This window comes from Streptomyces sp. NPDC086787, assembly GCF_044745865.1.
In the GTDB taxonomy this organism is placed as follows: Bacteria; Actinomycetota; Actinomycetes; order Streptomycetales; family Streptomycetaceae; genus Streptomyces.
Genome location: NZ_JBIVBC010000001.1, coordinates 235,246 through 253,155 on the forward strand (window position 1 = coordinate 235,246; position 17,910 = coordinate 253,155).

Here is a 17,910-nt window from a genome sequence, read left to right on the forward strand (position 1 = left end):
CTCACAGGTGTTTGAGGGCGAACCAGAGTTCCATCCGCACATCCGGATCGTCCAGGTCCGCGCCGAGCAGCGCGGCACAGCGGGCGACGCGCTGCCGCACGGTGTTGCGGTGCACCCCGAGCGCCACCGCCGTCCGGTCCCAACTTCCGTGCAGGGAAAGCCAGGTGCGCAGTGTGTCGATGAGCGCGGGGCTCGCCGCGAGCGGCGCGAGCACGGCACGGGCGTGCGCCGCGGCCTCCGCGCCCGGCACCAGACCGTCGAGCCCCGCGCGGGCACCGTGCCGGACCAGCGGGGCGCGGGTGGCGCGGGCGCGGGCCAGGGCACGGGCCGCCTGGGTGTCGGCGGACGGCCACCCGTCCGGGGTGACGGCGGCGCTCACCCCGAGGGTCCAGCCGGGCTGCGCGCCCGGCGCCCGATCGGCCGGCACCAGGACCCGTACGACGTCCCGGGCGAGGTCCACCAGGGGCGACCCCAGGGCGGCCCCCAGCGCGGAGGCGGCCATCGCGTCCGGTGCCCGCGCGTCCCGCCGCGCGTGCACGACGACCCACTGGCCGCCCCCCACCAGCGGGGCCACCTCCTCGGGCGACGCCCCCAGCAGCAGCCGCACCAGCGCCGAGGACCGCGCGGCACCGGCCCCGCTCTGCTGCTCCCCGGTCAGCAGGGTGAGCAGTACGGCGGCGACGGAGACGACGGTGTGGTCGCCCGGTTCCCGGCCCGGGGTGACGACCCCGAGGACGAAGCCCTCCCCGGGGCCGAGTGCATAGGCGGCGAGATGACTGCCGGCCAGGGTGTCCGCGGCGGAGGAGGGCGCCGTACGCCCGCTCGCCGCCGGCCGTACGACCCCGGCGAGGGCCTCCAGGGCCGCCCGCACCCGCTCCTCGGGCTCCCGCCCGGCCCCCGCGACCTCCCTGCCGTCCGGCCCGTGCAGCACCGCGCGGCCACCGAGGCGCTGGGCGAGCTGCCGCAGCACCGAGGAGACCGGGTCGGGGCGGGCGGCCGCCGCGGCCAGGCTCCGCTGGGCCTCGGTCACCCGGCGCAGCTCGGCCAGGCGGGCCTCGGCCATCAGCTGCCAGACCGCGCGGGCCACGCCGGAGAACGTGGTCCGCGGCGGCACCTCGATCAGCGGTAGCCCGTGCGCGTCGCAGGCGGCCACCAGGGCGGGCGGGACCGTGTCGTGGACCGGGGCCAGGCCGAAGCCGAGAGCGGCGCCGCCCGCCGCCACGATCCGGGACACATAGGCGTCGAAGTAGGAGCCCGGGTCCGCCGCCTCCGGGATGTGCACCCCGGCGGACAGCAGCAGCTCGCCGCCGAGCAGGTAGGGGAAGGGGTCGGCCATCTCCGAGGCGTGCGCCCAGTGGATGACCACCCCGCCCGCCGGGGGTCCCGCGATCTGCCGCAGGGCCAGGTCCGCACGGGCCAGCAGGGCCGTGAGCGGGACCGGCGGGGTGGGCGGGACATCGGGTACCGCCGGGCCTGCTGACGCGGGTACGTCCGGCATGTTGTGCGTTCCCTCCATCGCGTCGGCCTCGAATGGAGGAAACGTACACTTCGCGGCCGTTGCCCGGCGACCTAGAGTCGAAGGAACAGCACCGTGTACGAGACGCGGCGTGAGAAGGAAGGCACTCCGTCATGAGCAGCAACGCGACGCCCCGCGGCCCCGTCGACTCCTCCCGGATCCCGAGGTACGCCGGACCCGCGACGTTCGCCCGGCTGCCCCGCCTGGACGAGGTCGGCACCGCGGACGTCGCCGTCGTCGGCGTGCCCTTCGACTCCGGCGTCTCGTACCGCCCCGGCGCCCGCTTCGGCGGCAACGCCATCCGCGAGGCGTCCCGCCTGCTGCGCCCCTACAACCCGGCGCAGGACGCCTCCCCCTTCGCGCTCGCCCAGGTCGCGGACGGCGGCGACATCGCCGTGAACCCGTTCAACATCAACGAGGCGGTGGAGACCATCGAGGCCGCCGCCGACGACCTGCTCGGCACGGGCGCGCGCCTGATGACCCTCGGCGGCGACCACACCATCGCCCTGCCGCTGCTGCGCTCGATGGCCAAGAAGCACGGCCCGGTCGCGCTGCTCCACTTCGACGCCCACCTCGACACCTGGGACACCTACTTCGGCGCCGAGTACACGCACGGCACCCCGTTCCGCCGCGCGGTCGAGGAGGGCATCCTCGACACCGAGGCGCTCTCCCACGTCGGCACCCGCGGCCCGCTGTACGGCAAGCAGGACCTGACCGACGACGAGAAGATGGGCTTCGGCATCGTCACCTCGGCGGACATCTACCGCCGGGGCGCCGACGAGGTCGCCGACCAGCTGCGGCAGCGCATCGGGGACCGCCCGCTGTACATCTCCATCGACATCGACTGCCTCGACCCGGCGCACGCCCCCGGCACCGGCACCCCCGAGGCCGGCGGCATGACCTCCCGCGAGCTGCTGGAGATCCTGCGCGGTCTGGCATCGTGCAACCTGGTGTCGGCGGACGTCGTCGAGGTGGCCCCCGCGTACGACCACGCGGAGATCACCTCCGTGGCGGCCTCGCACACGGCATACGAACTGACCACGATCATGAGCCGGCAGATCGCGGCGGCCCGGAAGGACTCCGAAGCGAAGTGACCCACGACCACGACCTGGTACTCCGCCCGACGCCCGCGCAGCGGGCCGCCGCGCTGAACCCACCGCCCGGCCGAACCGGCGGAGACCTGGTCGTGGAGACCCTGGCCGGGCTGGGCGCGACGACCGTCTTCGGTCTGCCCGGCCAGCACGCGCTCGGCCTGTTCGACGCACTGCGCCGCTCCGACCTGCGCTATGTGGGTCTGCGGGTGGAGAACAACGCCGGGTTCGCGGCGGACGCCTACGGCCGGATCACCGGCGAGGCGGCGCCGCTGCTGCTGTCGACCGGCCCGGGAGCCCTCACCTCGCTGGCCGCGCTCCAGGAGGCGGCAGCGGCCAGCGCCCCCGTGCTGGCCATCTGCAGCCAGGTCCCCACGGCGGGCCTGGGCGGCGGCCGCCACGGCTACCTTCACGAACTCCCGGACCAGGCGGCCTCGTTCCGTGGTGTGGTCAAGTCGGTCCACTCGGTCCGCAGCCAGTCCCAGATCCCGTCCGCCGTCGCGGCGGCCTGGAAGTCGGCGCTCACGGCTCCGCACGGCCCGGTGTGGGTGGAGATCCCGCAGGACGTACTCCTCGCGGAGACCTCGCTGCCGGTCGTGACGGCGGTGGACGCGACCCCGGACGAGCCGGCCCCGCGCCCCGAACTGACCGCGGTGGCGGCCGACCTGCTCTCCCGGGCCGCCCGACCGGCGATCATCGCGGGCGGGGGAGTGGTAAGGGCGGACGCCTCGGGCAAGTTGAGGAAGCTCGCCGAACTGCTGGCCGCCCCCGTGGTCACCACCTACGGCGGCAAGGGCGCCTTCCCCTGGAAGCACCCCCTCTCGCTCCAGTCCTGGCTGGAGGACCGTCACACGACGGACTTCCTGGAAGACGCCGACGTCCTCCTGGTCGTCGGCTCGGGCCTGGGCGAACTCTCCTCGAACTACCACACGTTCAGGCCTCGCGGCCGGGTGATCCAGATCGAGGCGGACCCGGGCAAACTGGAGTCCAACCACCCGGCCCTGGGTATCCACGCGGACGCCCGCCTGGCCCTCCAGGCCCTGCTGGAAACGGTGGAGGAGCGCACGGACGAGTCGGCGCCGCAGCGCGTACGGGACCTGCTGTCCCGGGTCTCGGCGCGGATCGCCGCCCAGGAACTCACCCTGGAACAGGACGTGCTGGCGTCGGTCCGCCGAGCGCTGCCCGCGACCTCCCCCTCCTTCTGGGACATGACGATCCTGTCCTACTGGGCCTGGGCGGCCTTCGACCCCCGGGGCACCAACCTGATGCACTCCGCCCAGGGATCCGGCGGCCTGGGCTACGCCTTCCCGGCCGCCCTCGGCGCGGCAGCCGCCGACCCGGGCCACCCGGTACTCGCGGTGTCGGGCGACGGCGGCGCCCTGTACTCGATCGCCGAACTGGCCACGGCCCGCCAGCACGACCTCGACGTCACCTGGCTGATCGTCGACGACGGCGGCTACGGCATCCTCCGCGAGTACATGACCGACGCCTTCGGCCAGCCGCTTCCGACGGCGACGGAACTGACCCGCCCGGACTACGTGGCCCTCGCCGAGTCCTTCGCCGTACCGGCGACGCGCACGACCCCCGGCACGCTGGAGGAAGACCTCCGCAAGGCGCTGACGACGCCCGGACCGTCGGTGGTCGTGCTCCCGGCACTGCTCCGGATGTTCGCACCGACGCACCTCCAGGCCCCGTAGCCCTGGTCGCCCCGGTCAGCAGCCACCCGGCCCCACCCCGTCGATCCGCCCTCCGAAGTCACCGAGGTAGCGGGCGCGCCAGTCGCCGTTGAAGACGTCGCGCTTCTCGACCGGGGACCAGTTGGCGAAGCAGGCGCGGGTGGAGGCGACGAAGGAGCCCACGCGGTCGTGGAGGCCCGGCGGCATGTCGCGGTAGCCGCTGCGGGACGTCCACTCCCAGTAGTCGCCGCCGAAGTCCTCACCGCTCCAGAAGCACACCGAGCCGTCGGGGCAGGAGGGCGCCGCCTGGGCGGAGGCGGACTGGGCGGGCAGGACGAGGGCGGTGAGGGCGAGGGCGGCGGCGAGGGACCACGAGCGGATCTTCACGGTGTTCTCCAGGTTCTCCAGGTTCTCCAGAGGAACGGAGTCGGGACACCACGGCGGAGGCGCCGTGGCGCTCTCATGCTTTCGTCCCGGAACCCGGACACGCCCGGGCGGAAGCCCGGCTCACCTGTGTGAGCGAAGTAGTAGAACCAGTACGACCGGCGACGGTCCGGCGGCAGTCTTTGCCGAACCGCAACTCGTCTAGCACAACCATTCGCCCGAACATGTGAGTCAACGCGGGTATGACTCACCGGACCCCAAGACGCGCCAAGGCGCTGGCCGCAGTCGTCGGCGCAGCGGTGCTCATACCGGGCATCGCCGCCGGTACGGCTTCCGCGGCGGCGCCCACGGTCAGCTGTACGTCTGCGAAGGCGGGCCTCGCGGCCAAGCTGAAGAAGGACATCACGGCGGCACTCGCGCCCCGCAAGGGCACGATCGCCGTCGGCCTCTACGACCGCACGACCAAGACGACCTGCACCCTGCGCGCCACCAGCGCCTACGACTCGGCCAGCACGGTCAAGGTCACCGTCCTCGCCACCCTGCTGTGGGACGCGAAGAAGCACAACCGGTTCCTGACCAGCACCGAGCAGTCCCTGGCCACGGCCATGATCACCAAGTCGGACAACACCGCGACCAGCAAGCTCTGGAAGCAGCTGGGCACGACGAAGATCAAGGGCTTCCTGAGCGCCGCCGGCATGACGCAGACGAAGCCGGGCGCGAACGGCTACTGGGGCCTGACCCAGATCACGGTGAACGACGAGCAGAAGCTGCTCAAGCTGGTCACCGCCAAGAACTCGGTGCTCAGCGACAACTCCCGTGCCTACATCCTGAAGCTGATGGGCAAGGTCGTCTCGTCCCAGCGCTGGGGCACCCCGTACGGCGCCCCCTCCGGAGTCGCCGTGCACGTCAAGAACGGCTGGCTCCAGCGTTCTTCGCACGGCTGGCGGGTGCACAGCCTCGGCACCTTCACCGGCAGGGGCCACGACTACACGATCACCGTGCTGACCCAGGACAACAGCAGCATGAGCTACGGCATCACCACCATCCAGGGCGTCGCCAAGGCCGTCCACAAGGACATGGCGTAGCGGCCGACGCACACGACGGCAGCGCCGGTGCCGAAGCACACGGCGCTGCTGCCGAAGCGGGCCGGTATCAGCCGTTGGAGGCGGTGACGTTGACCGCCGCCCACGCCTTGTTCACGGTCTGGTACTCGGTGCTGCTCGCGCCGTAGAGGTCCTTCGCGGCGTTGAGGGTGGCGGTGCGGGCGCCGTGGAAGCTGGTCGTGGAGACCATGTAGCGGGTCAGGGCGTAGTAGAAGATGTTCAGCGCCTTGGCCCGGCCGATGCCCGTGACGGTGGAGCCGTCGTAGGTCGGGGAGTTGTACGACACGCCGCCGATGGTCTTGCGGCCGCTGCCCTCGGCGAGCAGGTAGAAGGCGTGCGAGGAGACACCGGAGCCGCCGTGCACCTCGGCGTCGGTGAGGGACTTCGACCAGTAGTCGACGGTGCCTTCGAGCTTGTCCTGCGAGGGCTGGTCCAGGCGGCGCAGGAAGCCCTGGGCGATGCCGAGCCTCTCGCCCATCAGGTAGTTGGGCGGGTTCTTGGCGTTGTTGGTGGCGAACTCGACGCCGCTGCCGAAGATGTCGGCCAGCGACTCGTTGAGGGCGCCGGGCTCGCCGTACTGGTTGCCCCTGCTGTCGGTCCGGGTGGGCTGGAGGTCCGCGGTGGCGCCGACCACGCCGTGGGTCAGCTCGTGACCGGTGACGTCCAGCACGACCAGCGGCTTCTTGAAGTCGCGGCCGTCTCCGTCGCCGTAGAGCATGCAGTTGCAGTCGGGGTCCCAGAAGGCGTTGCCGACGGAGTTGCCCCAGTGCACCATGCCGTGCGCGCCGGCGCCGTCGTTGGCGATGCCGTTGCGCCCGAAGGTGCTCTTGTAGAAGTCCAGGGTGCTGGTGATGCCGTACATGGCGTCCACGGCGGCCGAGTTGCGGTCACTGGTGGAGCCGTTGCCGAAGGTGGTGCTGGTGCTGGCGGCGAGGTAGCCGTCGTCGAAGTTCTGGGTCTCCTGGTTGTCGGCGTCCCGCACCTCGGTGTTGCCGCGGCTGGAGTCCTTCAGGATGTAGTACCGGCTGCCCTGGTAGGTGTAGGGCGACGCGTTGAGGGAGACGGTGCCGTCGTACAGGGAGTAGCCCGTCGCCGTCGTGCCCGACGCGGCCGCCGAGGCCGGGAGCAGGCCGCGCGCGGCGGTGCGGGGCGCGGTCGGTGCCGCGTGCGAAGTGCCGTTCTGCTTGCGGAGCTTGTCGAGGGCCGTGGGCGAGAGGAACGGGTCCCCGACCGGCGTGTCGCTCAGGATCCTGCCGGTGGTGGCGTCGACGACGACGTCACGGGCGCCGGTGCCCTCGGCCGTCGCGCTGCCGGTCACCCGGACCTGGTAGGCGAGGACGGGGGCGTGGCCGGCGAGGGCGCTGACGACCAGCTTCGCGCTGCCCGCGGTGCCCTTGCCCGCCGCGGCGGCGGTCCGCGCGGCGGCGGCGGACTTCTTCGGGGTGGTGACCGCGAGGTCGATGGTCCGGTTCGTCGCCCGGGTGACGCCGAGGTACCGGTTCTTCGCGTCCAGATGGACGATCAGGTCGGCGCCGAGGACCGGCAGGCCGCGGTGGGTCCGGACGAAGCGGACGTGCTTCTTGCCGTTCGGGTCGACCAGTGCCTCGGTCGCCTTCAGGGTGTCGTGCTCGCCGACTCCGGTCGCCTTGGCGTGGGAGTGGGCGGCGGCGTTCGCGGCGGCCACGACCGCTGACGAGGCGTTGCTCGACGCGGAGGCCGTGGCGGGGTGGGGCGAGGCGGAGGCGGTGCTGAGGGTGCCGGCGGTCAGTGCCGCTGTCGATGCCATGACAACGGTGATCGCCAGCCTGCGTATCGGAGATCTGCGCACGAGGTGCCCTTCGGTGTGGGGGAACGCAGCAGAAACAGCCACCTGGGGAGGTGGTGGTGAATCTGCTGTGAAAAACCTGCGGGTTCTGAGGCGGCACTTTTCCCCGGAAAGCGGCGCCTCCGGAAGATCAAAGAGGGTGTCAAATCCCTTCCTTTAGTGGCTCTTTACCTGAGATGTACGGGTAGTGACATCCAGGTGACGGAAGCCGTATGGATCAAATGCGCCTTTGAATTCACAAGCTGACCGAAGTGATCAGTGGGGTTATTCCGGCAAATCGCCCGCCGATGGGCGTCGTTCACCAACCGGAAGGCTCGCTTCCTGCTCGGAAGGTCACCCGCCCGTATCCGTCAACTCCCTTGCTGCGAACATGCGTACAACTGTCGGCCGCCCTGTCGAGTCGAGACCGGACGGTACGGGCGCGCCGACGGCGTTCTGAGAAACGCCCGTACGACGTTCAGTTCAAGGGGGAGACTCTTCATGACCCATCGGATATCCGGCCGTACCGGTGCACTCGCGGCCGCCCTCGGCGCCGCCCTGCTCGGGCCGGCCGTCGTCGCCGCCACCCCGGCCGCCGCGGCGCCCGCACCCGCGCCCGCCGTCAGCTGCACCTCCGCCAAGGCGGGCCTCGCCGACAAGCTGACGAAGGACATCACGGCCGCCCTGGCGGGCCGTCAGGGCACCGTCGCCATCGGTCTGTACGACCGCAGCACCAACACCACCTGCACCCTGAACGCCACCACCGCCTTCGACTCGGCGAGCACGGTCAAGGTCACCGTCCTCGCCACGCTGCTGTGGGACGCGAAGAAGCAGAACCGCTACCTCACGGACGAGGAGGCCGACCTCGCCACCGCGATGATCACCCGGTCGGACAACGACTCCACCACCAAGCTGTGGAAGCAGCTCGGCATCGCGAAGATCCAGGGCTTCCTGACCGCCGCCGGGATGACGAAGACCGTCCCGGGCGCCGACGGCTACTGGGGCCTCACCCAGGAGAACGTCACCGACGAGCAGAAGCTGCTCAGGCTCGTCACCGCCAAGAACGACGTGCTGAGCGACAACTCGCGTGCCTACATCCTGAAGTTGATGGGCCTGGTCGTCGCGGACCAGCGCTGGGGTACGCCCGCCGGGGCGCCGTCCTCGGTCGCCGTACATGTGAAGAACGGCTGGCTGGAGCGGGCCACGCACGGCTGGCGGGTGCACAGCCTGGGCACCTTCAACGGCGCCGGGCACGACTACATGATGAGCGTCCTCACCCAGGACAACAGCACCATGGACTACGGCGTCGCCACCATCCAGAACATCGCCAGGGCCGTGCACAAGGACCTGGTCCCGACCACCGCCGCGACCAAGCGCTACACCCCGACCAGCCACCCCCGCGAGGCGTTCGTCGCCACACCCCCGCAGGGCTGACCGGCCCGGCGAGCGGCGTCCGGCGCGCTTCACCCGGGGGTCTCCCGTCCGACATCCGGCCGCCCTACGGTGACGCCCATGCGCCTGCGAACCGTACTCGCCACCGTCACCGCCGGACTGGCGGCGGTCAGCTGCCTGACCGCCGCCGGCCCGGCCAACGCCACCGAGGGCCACGCCTGTTCGCCCTCGGTCTCCCTCGACCGCTTCTCCGACGCGCTCGACAAGACGACGTACGACGGAACCTTCGTCGGCAACCTCTCCGCCCTCGCCACCGACCGGGACGGCTCCCTCACCGCCCTGTCCGACCGCTCCGCCCTGTTCGGCCTGGACGCCCGGACCCTCGCACCGGCATCGGCGCTCCCGCTCGCCGACGAGCACGGCGCCGCGCTCGACTCCGAGGGCCTGGCCGTGGACCGGGACGGCACCCGCCTGATCACCTCGGAGGCCGAGCCGTCCATACGGCGCTACTCCCGCGACGGCAGGATCCTCGACCGGCTGCCCGTGCCCTCCTCGCTGCTGGTCGCCCCGGCGGGCCGGGCCGTCACCAACCAGACCTTCGAGAGCCTGACCCTGCTGCCCGGCGGGCACACGCTCCTCGCCGCCATGGAGTACGCGATCTCCGGCGACTCGCCCGGCACCGTCCGCTTCCAGACCTGGCGGCGCCACCGGGGCCGCTTCGCGCTCGCCGCCCAGTACGCCTACCGCGCCGACGCCGGTCTGGGCGTCCCCGAGGTCCAGGCCATTCCCGACGGCCGCCTCCTCGTCCTGGAGCGCGGCTTCACCGCCGGGGTCGGCAACACCGTCCGCCTCTATCTGGCCGACCTCCGCCGCGCCACGGACACCAGCGGCATCGAGAACCTGACCGGACAGGACGGGGTCCGCCCGATCAGGAAGACCCTGCTCGCCGACATCGCCTCCTGCCCCTCCCTCGGCGCCACCGCCAAGCAGCCCCAGCCCAACCCGCTCCTCGACAACATCGAGGGCATGACGGTCACGGGGCGTGACCACCGGGGCCGTCTCAGGGTCCTCCTGGTCAGCGACGACAACCAGAACGCGGCACAGACGACCCGTTTCTACCGCCTGCGGGTACGCGTCGGGCGAGTCTCTTCGTGACGGCGGGATGAAATCCGCCCCCCGCCGCGTTGGTGCCTTCCGGGAGACCAGGCAGACCATACTTCGACGGAGGGCACCGGCGTGGCAGCGGAGCAGGGGGACATACAGGGCTGGGCGCGAAGGCTCGCCGGCTATGCCTGGCGATATCCGAAGGACGTGCTCCTGGCCCTCGGCTCCTCGCTCGCGGGCATGGCCGTGATGGCCGTCGTCCCGCTGATCACCAAGGTGATCCTCGACGACGTGATCGGCGGCCACAGCCGTTCCATGGCCCCCTGGGCCGGCGCCCTGATCGGCGCCGCCGTGCTGGTCTACGTGCTCACCTACATCCGCCGCTACTACGGCGGGCGCCTCGCCCTCGACGTCCAGCACGACCTGCGTACCGAGATGTACGGCGCGATCACCCGCCTCGACGGCCGCCGCCAGGACGAGCTGTCCACCGGCCAGGTCGTCGGCCGTGCCACCAGCGACCTCCAGCTGATCCAGGGCCTGCTCTTCATGCTGCCGATGACCATCGGCAACGTCATGCTGTTCCTGATCTCCCTGGTCATCATGGCCTGGCTGTCGCTGCCGCTGACCCTGGTCGCCCTCGCGGTCGGCCCGGCGCTGGGCTGGATCGCCCGCCGCAGCCGCACCCGTCTGCACCCCGCCACCTGGTACGCGCAGGCCCAGGCCGCCGCCGTCGCGGGCGTGGTGGACGGTGCGGTCAGCGGCGTACGCGTGGTGAAGGGCTTCGGGCAGGAGGAGCAGGAGACCGGAAAGCTCAGGGAGGTCGGCCGGAGGCTGTTCGCCGGTCGGCTGCGCACCATCCGGCTGAACGCCCGGTTCACCCCCGCCCTCCAGGCCGTCCCCGCCCTCGGCCAGGTCGCCATGCTGGCGCTGGGCGGCTGGCTCGCCGTACGCGGGCACATCACCCTCGGCACCTTCGTCGCCTTCTCCACCTACCTGGCGCAGCTCGTCGGCCCGGTCCGCATGCTGGCCGTGGTCCTCACCGTCGGCCAGCAGGCCCGCGCGGGCACCGAACGCGTCCTGGAGCTGATCGACACCGAGCCGTCGATGAAGGACGGCACGAAGACGCTCCCGGCGGACGCGCCCGCGACCGTCGAGTTCGACGACGTGTCCTTCGGCTACGACCCCGAGCGCCCGGTCCTCCAGGGGCTGAGCTTCGAGATCCGCCCCGGTGAGACCCTCGCCGTCGTCGGTTCCTCAGGCTCCGGCAAGTCCACCGTCTCCCTGCTGCTGCCGCGCTTCTACGACGTCACCCACGGCGCCGTGCTGGTCGGGGGCCACGATGTGCGCGAGCTGACCCAGGACTCGCTCAGGGCCGCGATCGGCCTGGTCCCCGAGGACTCGTTCCTCTTCTCCGACACCGTCCGCGAGAACATCGCCTACGGCCGCCCCGACGCGACCCGGGAACAGATCGAGCAGGCCGCCCGAGCCGCCCAGGCGGATCGTTTCATCAGCGAGCTGCCCGACGGCTACGACACCAAGGTCGGCGAGCACGGCCTCACCCTCTCCGGCGGCCAGCGCCAGCGCGTCGCGCTCGCCCGCGCGATCCTCGCCGACCCGCGTCTGCTGGTCCTGGACGATGCCACATCCGCCGTGGACGCCCGCGTCGAGCACGAGATCCACGAGGCGCTCGGCCAGGTCATGGCGGGCCGTACGACGCTGCTGATCGCCCACCGCCGCTCCACCCTCAACCTCGCCGACCGGATCGCCGTGCTCGACGGGGGCCGTCTCGCCGACATCGGCACCCACGAGGAACTCCAGGAACGCTCCGCCCTCTACCGGCGGCTGCTCACCGACCCCGACGAACTGGGCGGCGTCTCCCCGGGCCACGCCCTGCCCGTGCCGCCCCCCGAGGACACCACCGTCCGCGAGGAACTGGACGCCGAGTTCGACGCCGAACGCGGTGTGACCCCCCGACTGTGGAGCGGCGACCGCGAGTCCAAGAACGCCGAGATCACGGCGCTCTCCGGCACCCCGGCCACCCCCGAGCTGCTCGCCCTGGTGGAGGCGCTGCCCCCGGCGACCGACACCCCCGGCATCGACGAGGCGCGGGCGGTGAGCCCCGAGGACTCCTACGGCCTCGCCCGCCTGCTGCGCGGCTTCGGCCGGCCGCTGCTGGTCAGCCTGCTGCTGGTCGCCGTGGACGCCGGTATGGGCCTGCTGCTGCCGATCATGATCCGGCACGGCATCGACCAGGGCGTCACCAAGGCCGCCCTCGGCGGTGTCTGGGCGGCCTCCCTGCTCGCCCTGCTCGCCGTGTTCGTCCAGTGGGCCGCCCAGACCGGCGAGACCCGGCTCACCGGCCGCACCGGCGAACGCGTCCTGTACTCGCTGCGGCTGAAGATATTCGCCCAGCTCCAGCGGCTCGGCCTCGACTACTACGAGCGCGAGCTGACCGGCCGGATCATGACCCGGATGACGACCGACGTGGACGCGCTGTCGACGTTCCTCCAGACCGGTCTGGTCACCGCGATCGTCTCGGTCGTCACCTTCGTCGGCATCATGGGGGTCCTGCTGGCGCTCGACGTCGAGCTGGCCCTGATCGTCTTCGTCACCCTGCCCGTGCTGGTCGTCGCCACCTACTTCTTCCGCCGGGCGAGCGTGCAGGCGTACGAACTGGCCCGCGAGCGCGTGTCGTTGGTCAACGCGGACCTCCAGGAGTCGGTCTCCGGGCTGCGGATCGTGCAGGCCTTCCGGCGCGAGCGGGACGGCCGGGCGCGGTTCGCCGAGCGCAGCGACAGCTACCGGCGCGCCCGCATACGCGGCCAGTGGCTGATATCCGTGTACTTCCCGTTCGTCCAGCTGCTCGCCTCGGCCGCGGCGGCCGCCGTACTGGTCAGGGGCGCCGACCGGGTCGAGGCGGCGACGCTCACCACGGGCGCGCTGGTCGCCTACCTCCTCTACATCGACCTGTTCTTCGCCCCGGTCCAGCAGCTCTCCCAGGTCTTCGACGGCTACCAGCAGGCCACCGTCTCCCTCGGCCGCATCCAGGAACTGCTCCGTGAGCCGACGTCCACGCGGCCCGTGGGCCGGCCGGCCGAGGTCGGCTCGCTCCGGGGCGAGATCGCCTTCGAGGAAGTGGACTTCGCCTACGGCGCGGGCGACGGCGCCGAAGCCGCGGTCAGCGGGATCGACCTGCGGATCCCGGCCGGACAGACCGTCGCCTTCGTCGGCGAGACCGGCGCGGGCAAGTCCACCCTGGTCAAGCTGGTGGCACGGTTCTACGACCCGACGGCCGGCCGGGTCACCGTCGACGGCACCGACCTGAGGACCCTCGACCTCACGTCGTACCGGCACCGCCTGGGCGTCGTGCCGCAGGAGGCGTACCTCTTCCAGGGGACCGTCCGGGACGCCATCGCCTACGGCCGGCCCGAGGCCACCGACGCCCAGGTGGAGGCGGCCGCGCGTGCGGTCGGCGCCCACGACATGATCGCCACGCTCGACGGCGGCTATCTCCACGAGGTGGCCGAGCGCGGCCGCAACCTCTCGGCCGGACAGCGCCAGCTGATCGCGCTGGCCCGCGCCGAGCTGGTCGACCCCGACGTGCTGCTCCTCGACGAGGCGACCGCGGCCCTGGACCTGGCGACGGAGGCTCAGGTCAACCAGGCGACCGACCGTCTGGCGGGCCGTCGTACGACCCTGGTGGTGGCCCACCGGCTGACCACCGCCGCCCGCGCGGACCGGGTCGTGGTGATGGACCGCGGCCGGGTCGCCGAGGACGGCACCCACGAGGAACTGCTGGCCCTGGGCGGCCGGTACGCCGAGCTGTGGCGAACCTTCATCGGCGGGGCCGAGCCCGAGGAACCGGTCGGCGTGACCCGCTGAGCGTGCGTTGCTGACGGACGTGCAACCATCCGACATATGTTCTGCGTCCGTACATCAGTACGTTCGAAGGTGATGCGGAGCCGCAGTACAGGAGGGACGACAGTGGACAGTGATGCGATACGCCGACGCTTCGCGCTCGGTACGGCCGCGCTGGCCGTGTCCGGGGTGCTCGCACTCCTGACGCCGGGCAGCGCCCAGGCGGCCGACAGCCAGTGCGCGGGGCGCAAGGTGAAATCCCTGTCCTTCTCCGCCGGTACCGTGCAGATCTACCGCGACAACGGCTACGTCTGCGCCGTCACCCTGCCCAAGAAGCCCGGCGCCCGGCGCGCCATGTCGGTCAGCGTGCAGGCCCGCGGCAACCGGCCGGTCGTCGACTCGGGGCAGTTCGCCTACCGTGCGGGCCCGGTGAAGGTCTACGCCGGTCACCGCCTGGTGCTGGTGAAGGGCTCGGTGAGCGGTGCCACGATGAGTTCCGGCTGGTTCCTGAACTGACCCACTGACGTCTCAACAACCCCTGGTGCTACAGGTGTTGCTCCGATAGCTTCCGGCGCACATCTGTCTCACAGGGGAGTTGTGCATGCGCAAGGCGCTCAGATGGCTGCTCGCGCTCACCGTGCTCATAGGCACGCTGAGCACGGCGGCCACGGCGGGGGCGGCCACCGCCGCCCAGCCGCAGGACATAAAGGACCGACTCCTGGCCATACCGGGCATGTCCCTGGTCGAGGAGAAGCCCTACACCGGCTACCGCTTCTTCGTGCTGAACTACACCCAGCCGATCGACCACCGGCACCCGTCCAAGGGCACGTTCCAGCAGCGGATCACCGTGCTGCACAAGGACGTCAGCCGCCCCACGGTCTTCTACACCAGCGGCTACAACGTCTCCACGACCCCCGGCCGCCGCGAGCCCACCCAGATCGTGGACGGCAACCAGGTCTCCCTGGAGTACCGCTTCTTCACCCCGTCCCGCCCGGCCCCGGCCGACTGGACCAAGCTCGACATCTGGCAGGCCGCGAGCGACCAGCACCGCGTCTTCAAGGCCCTCAAGCAGGTCTACCCGCACAACTGGCTCGCCACCGGCGGCTCCAAGGGCGGTATGACGGCCACGTACTACGAGCGCTTCTACCCCCGTGACATGGACGGCGTGGTCGCCTACGTCGCCCCCAACGACGTGCGCAACGACGAGGACTCCGCCTACGACCGCTTCTTCGCCACCGTCGGCACCAAGGAGTGCCGCGACCGGCTGAACGCCGTCCAGCGGGAGGCGCTGGTGCGCCGGGAGTCCCTGGAGAAGAAGTACGCGGCCTACGCCACCGAGAACGGCCTGACCTTCACCACCGTCGGCGGCATCGACCGCGCCTACGAAGCCGTCGTACTCGACTACGTCTGGGGCTTCTGGCAGTACAACCTGCTCCAGAACTGCGGCACCGTCCCCGCCGACGCGGCGACCGCCACCGACGACGCGATCTGGAGCTCCGTCGACGACATCTCCGGCTTCTCCGCCTACGCCGACCAGGGACTGGAGCAGTACACCCCGTACTACTACCAGGCGGGCACCCAGCTCGGCGCGCCCACGATCCGCTTCCCGTACATCGAGAAGAAACTCATCCGCTACGGCTACCAGCCGCCCCGGAACTTCGTGCCGGCCGCCATCCCGATGCGCTGGCAGTCCGGCGTCATGCGGGACGTCGACAGCTGGGTCCGCCACCACGCCCGGCACATGCTCTTCGTCTACGGCCAGAACGACCCCTGGGGCTCGGAACGTTTCCGGCCCGGCACCGGCGCCCGCGACGCGTACGTCTTCACGGCACCCGGCATGAACCACGGCGCGAACGTGGCCGGTCTGGTACCCGACGAGAAGGCTCTGGCCACGGCCCGCATCCTGGAGTGGGCCGGAGTCGCCTCCCCGGCGGTCCTGGCCGACCCGTCCGCCGCCAAGCCCCTCGCCCGCCACGACGCGAGGCTGGACGCCCGGGACGTGGAGCGCGAGCCCGCACTGCGCCCGTGACCGGAAGCCGGGAGCCGGATACCGGTAACCCGTAGCCAGTAACCGTGTGCCGCCCGGCCCCTCATCCGTGGGCCGGGCGGTCAGGTCCGGTTCGTGGTGGACGCGGGGTACGACAGGCCGTGCCCGACGGGGTACAGCACCCGCGCCGGATCGTCCGCCCGCGTCACCGGTACCGGCAGTCTGCCCCGGGGGCTCACCCGGCCCGCGATGACCCGGGCTGCGGCGCGCAGTTCGACGTCGGTCCAGGAGTAGGCGGCGAGGCAGCCCTGGACCGTGGGCAGGTGTGCCACGTCGTAGGGGTTGCGCACGGCGACCGCGACCACCGGCCGTCCCGTCTCCACCAGCCGTTCCGCGAGAGTCCGCTGCTCGCTCGACGCGGTGACGTTGTACGTCGCCACGACCACCGCGTCCACGTCCCGCGCCGCCGCGACCGCCTCGGTGACGACCGCCGCGGAGGGAGTCATGCCCGTCGTCCGGGCGGTGGCCGTGAAGCCCAGTTCGGTGAGGGCGGCGGCGAGCACCCGGACGGGCGGGCCGGTGGTGCCGGACGGGGAGGCCGGGTCGGCGCCGACGACCAGGATCCGCGGGTGGGTGCGGTGGGACAGCGGAAGCACTCCGCCCGTGTTGGCCAGCAGGGTCGTGGTCCGGTCGGCGATCCGGTCGGCCTCCGCGAGGTGGGCCGCGGTGCCGACCGAGCCCTCGATGCCGGCCGGGTCCACATAGGGATGGTCGAGGATCCCGAGCCGCGCCTTCAGCCGCAGGATCCGCAGCACCGACTCGTCGAGCCGCGCCTCGGTCAGCTCACCGTCCTCCACCGCCTTCAGGACGGCGTTCCAGGCGACACCGAGGTCGGGCGGGTCGAGCAACTGGTCGACGCCCGCCTTGAGGGCGAGCACCGGCACCCGGTCGTCCCCGTACTTCGTCCGCACGCCCTGCATGGCGAGCGAGTCGGTGACCACCACCCCGTCGTAGCCCAGTTCCTCGCGGAGGATGCCGGTGACGATGGGGCGGGAGAGGGTGGCCGGGTCGCCCGAGGGGTCGAGCGCGGGGAACTGGATGTGCGCGGTCATGACGGAGTCGACCCCGGCGTCGATCGCCGCCCGGAAGGGCACCGCGTCCAGCCGCTCCCACAGCTCCCGGCTGTGCGTGATGACCGGGAAGCCGTGGTGGCTGTCGACGGTGGTGTCGCCGTGCCCCGGGAAGTGCTTGGCGGTGGCCGCGACCCCGGCCGACCGGTACCCCGTCACCTCGGCCGCCACCAGGGAGGCGACCGCGTCCGGGTCCGCGCCGAAGGACCGCACCCCGATGACCGGGTTGGCCGGGTTGACGTTCACGTCGGCGTCGGGGGAGTAGTCCTGGTTGATGCCGACGGCCCGCAGTTCGGTGCCGGAGACAAGGGCGAGGGTGCGGGCGTCGGTCCGTGACCCGCCCGCGCCGACGGCCATGGCGCCCGGGAGGAGCGTGGCGGGTCTGCCGACGCGGCAGACGATCCCGTGCTCCTGGTCGGTGGCGATGAGCAGGGGCAGCCCGCGCGGCAGTGCGAGCGAGGCCCGCTGGATGCCGTTGGACAGGTCGGCGATCTGGTGGGGGTCGCGGGTGTTGTGGGTGACGGCGAAGTAGATGACGCCGCCGACGCGGTACCGGGCGATCAGCTCGGCGGCCGTACGCACCCCGGAGTCCTGGAGGTTGGCGTCGATGTCGGCCTGGTCGGGGGCGGTGGCGGAATGGCCGTGGACCCGCGCCACGAAGAGCTGCCCGACCTTCTCCTGCGGCGTCATCCGGGAGACCAGAGCACCGAGCGACTTGTCGTCCGTGGCACCGGCGTTGGCGTCGGCGCCGATCGCCAGGGTCGCGGTGACCCCCGCGGTGGCGGCGAGGACGGTACGTCTGGAGGGCACGCGCGCTCCTTCCGGAGGCCGGAGGCCGGAGGTGATCCGCTGAAGGAAACATCCG

The 17,910-nt window shown here is 71.8% G+C and carries 12 protein-coding genes; 8 read left to right on the top strand and 4 right to left on the bottom strand.

What is annotated here, in order from left to right; all coding sequences use genetic code 11:
• Position 1 precedes the first annotated feature (1 nt).
• A complete protein-coding gene (locus ACIPK3_RS01095; RefSeq protein WP_402565447.1) occupies positions 2 to 1,516 on the bottom strand; it encodes a helix-turn-helix domain-containing protein in 1,515 nt (504 codons plus the stop codon).
• 113 nt (positions 1,517 to 1,629) lie between these two features.
• Here ACIPK3_RS01095 and speB point away from each other — a divergent pair, with 113 nt between their 5' ends.
• Positions 1,630 to 2,610: an agmatinase gene (gene speB, locus ACIPK3_RS01100; protein WP_402565449.1), complete on the top strand. Its 981-nt coding sequence runs from the start codon at positions 1,630 to 1,632 to the stop codon at positions 2,608 to 2,610.
• Positions 2,607 to 4,304: a thiamine pyrophosphate-binding protein gene (locus ACIPK3_RS01105; protein WP_402565451.1), complete on the top strand. Its 1,698-nt coding sequence runs from the start codon at positions 2,607 to 2,609 to the stop codon at positions 4,302 to 4,304. Before speB ends, ACIPK3_RS01105 begins: the two co-directional genes overlap by 4 nt.
• 15 nt (positions 4,305 to 4,319) lie before the next feature.
• Here ACIPK3_RS01105 and ACIPK3_RS01110 read toward each other — a convergent pair whose 3' ends face one another.
• Complete coding sequence (locus tag ACIPK3_RS01110) at positions 4,320 to 4,670, bottom strand: peptidase inhibitor family I36 protein (protein WP_402565453.1); 351 nt, start codon at positions 4,668 to 4,670, stop codon at positions 4,320 to 4,322.
• A 239-nt stretch (positions 4,671 to 4,909) separates the two neighbouring features.
• Between ACIPK3_RS01110 and ACIPK3_RS01115 the strand changes: the two genes are divergently transcribed.
• A complete protein-coding gene (locus tag ACIPK3_RS01115) occupies positions 4,910 to 5,752 on the top strand; it encodes a serine hydrolase (protein ID WP_402565455.1) in 843 nt (280 codons plus the stop codon).
• 67 nt (positions 5,753 to 5,819) lie between these two features.
• Here ACIPK3_RS01115 and ACIPK3_RS01120 read toward each other — a convergent pair whose 3' ends face one another.
• A complete protein-coding gene (locus ACIPK3_RS01120) occupies positions 5,820 to 7,556 on the bottom strand; it encodes a M4 family metallopeptidase (RefSeq protein ID WP_402565456.1) in 1,737 nt (578 codons plus the stop codon).
• 519 nt (positions 7,557 to 8,075) lie between these two features.
• Here ACIPK3_RS01120 and ACIPK3_RS01125 point away from each other — a divergent pair.
• The 5 genes from ACIPK3_RS01125 (at position 8,076) to ACIPK3_RS01145 (ending at position 15,957) form a co-directional block, all read left to right on the top strand.
• The gene (locus ACIPK3_RS01125) at positions 8,076 to 9,008 is read left to right on the top strand and encodes a serine hydrolase (RefSeq protein ID WP_402565458.1); all 933 of its coding nucleotides are present in this window, start codon (positions 8,076 to 8,078) and stop codon (positions 9,006 to 9,008) included.
• 78 nt (positions 9,009 to 9,086) lie between these two features.
• A complete protein-coding gene (locus ACIPK3_RS01130) occupies positions 9,087 to 10,121 on the top strand; it encodes an esterase-like activity of phytase family protein (RefSeq protein WP_402565460.1) in 1,035 nt (344 codons plus the stop codon).
• Positions 10,122 to 10,202: 81 nt separating this feature from the next.
• Positions 10,203 to 13,952: an ABC transporter ATP-binding protein gene (locus ACIPK3_RS01135; RefSeq protein WP_402565462.1), complete on the top strand. Its 3,750-nt coding sequence runs from the start codon at positions 10,203 to 10,205 to the stop codon at positions 13,950 to 13,952.
• Positions 13,953 to 14,054: 102 nt separating this feature from the next.
• Entirely contained in the window at positions 14,055 to 14,444 is a 390-nt protein-coding gene (locus tag ACIPK3_RS01140) for a hypothetical protein (RefSeq protein ID WP_402565464.1), read from the top strand.
• 85 nt (positions 14,445 to 14,529) lie between these two features.
• Positions 14,530 to 15,957, top strand: a complete 1,428-nt coding sequence (locus tag ACIPK3_RS01145; protein ID WP_402565465.1) for a S28 family serine protease — start codon at positions 14,530 to 14,532, stop codon at positions 15,955 to 15,957.
• Between the two features lie 80 nt (positions 15,958 to 16,037).
• Here the strand turns inward: ACIPK3_RS01145 and ACIPK3_RS01150 are convergent, their stop codons facing one another.
• A complete protein-coding gene (locus ACIPK3_RS01150; protein WP_402565467.1) occupies positions 16,038 to 17,855 on the bottom strand; it encodes a glycoside hydrolase family 3 protein in 1,818 nt (605 codons plus the stop codon).
• Positions 17,856 to 17,910: the final 55 nt, after the last annotated feature.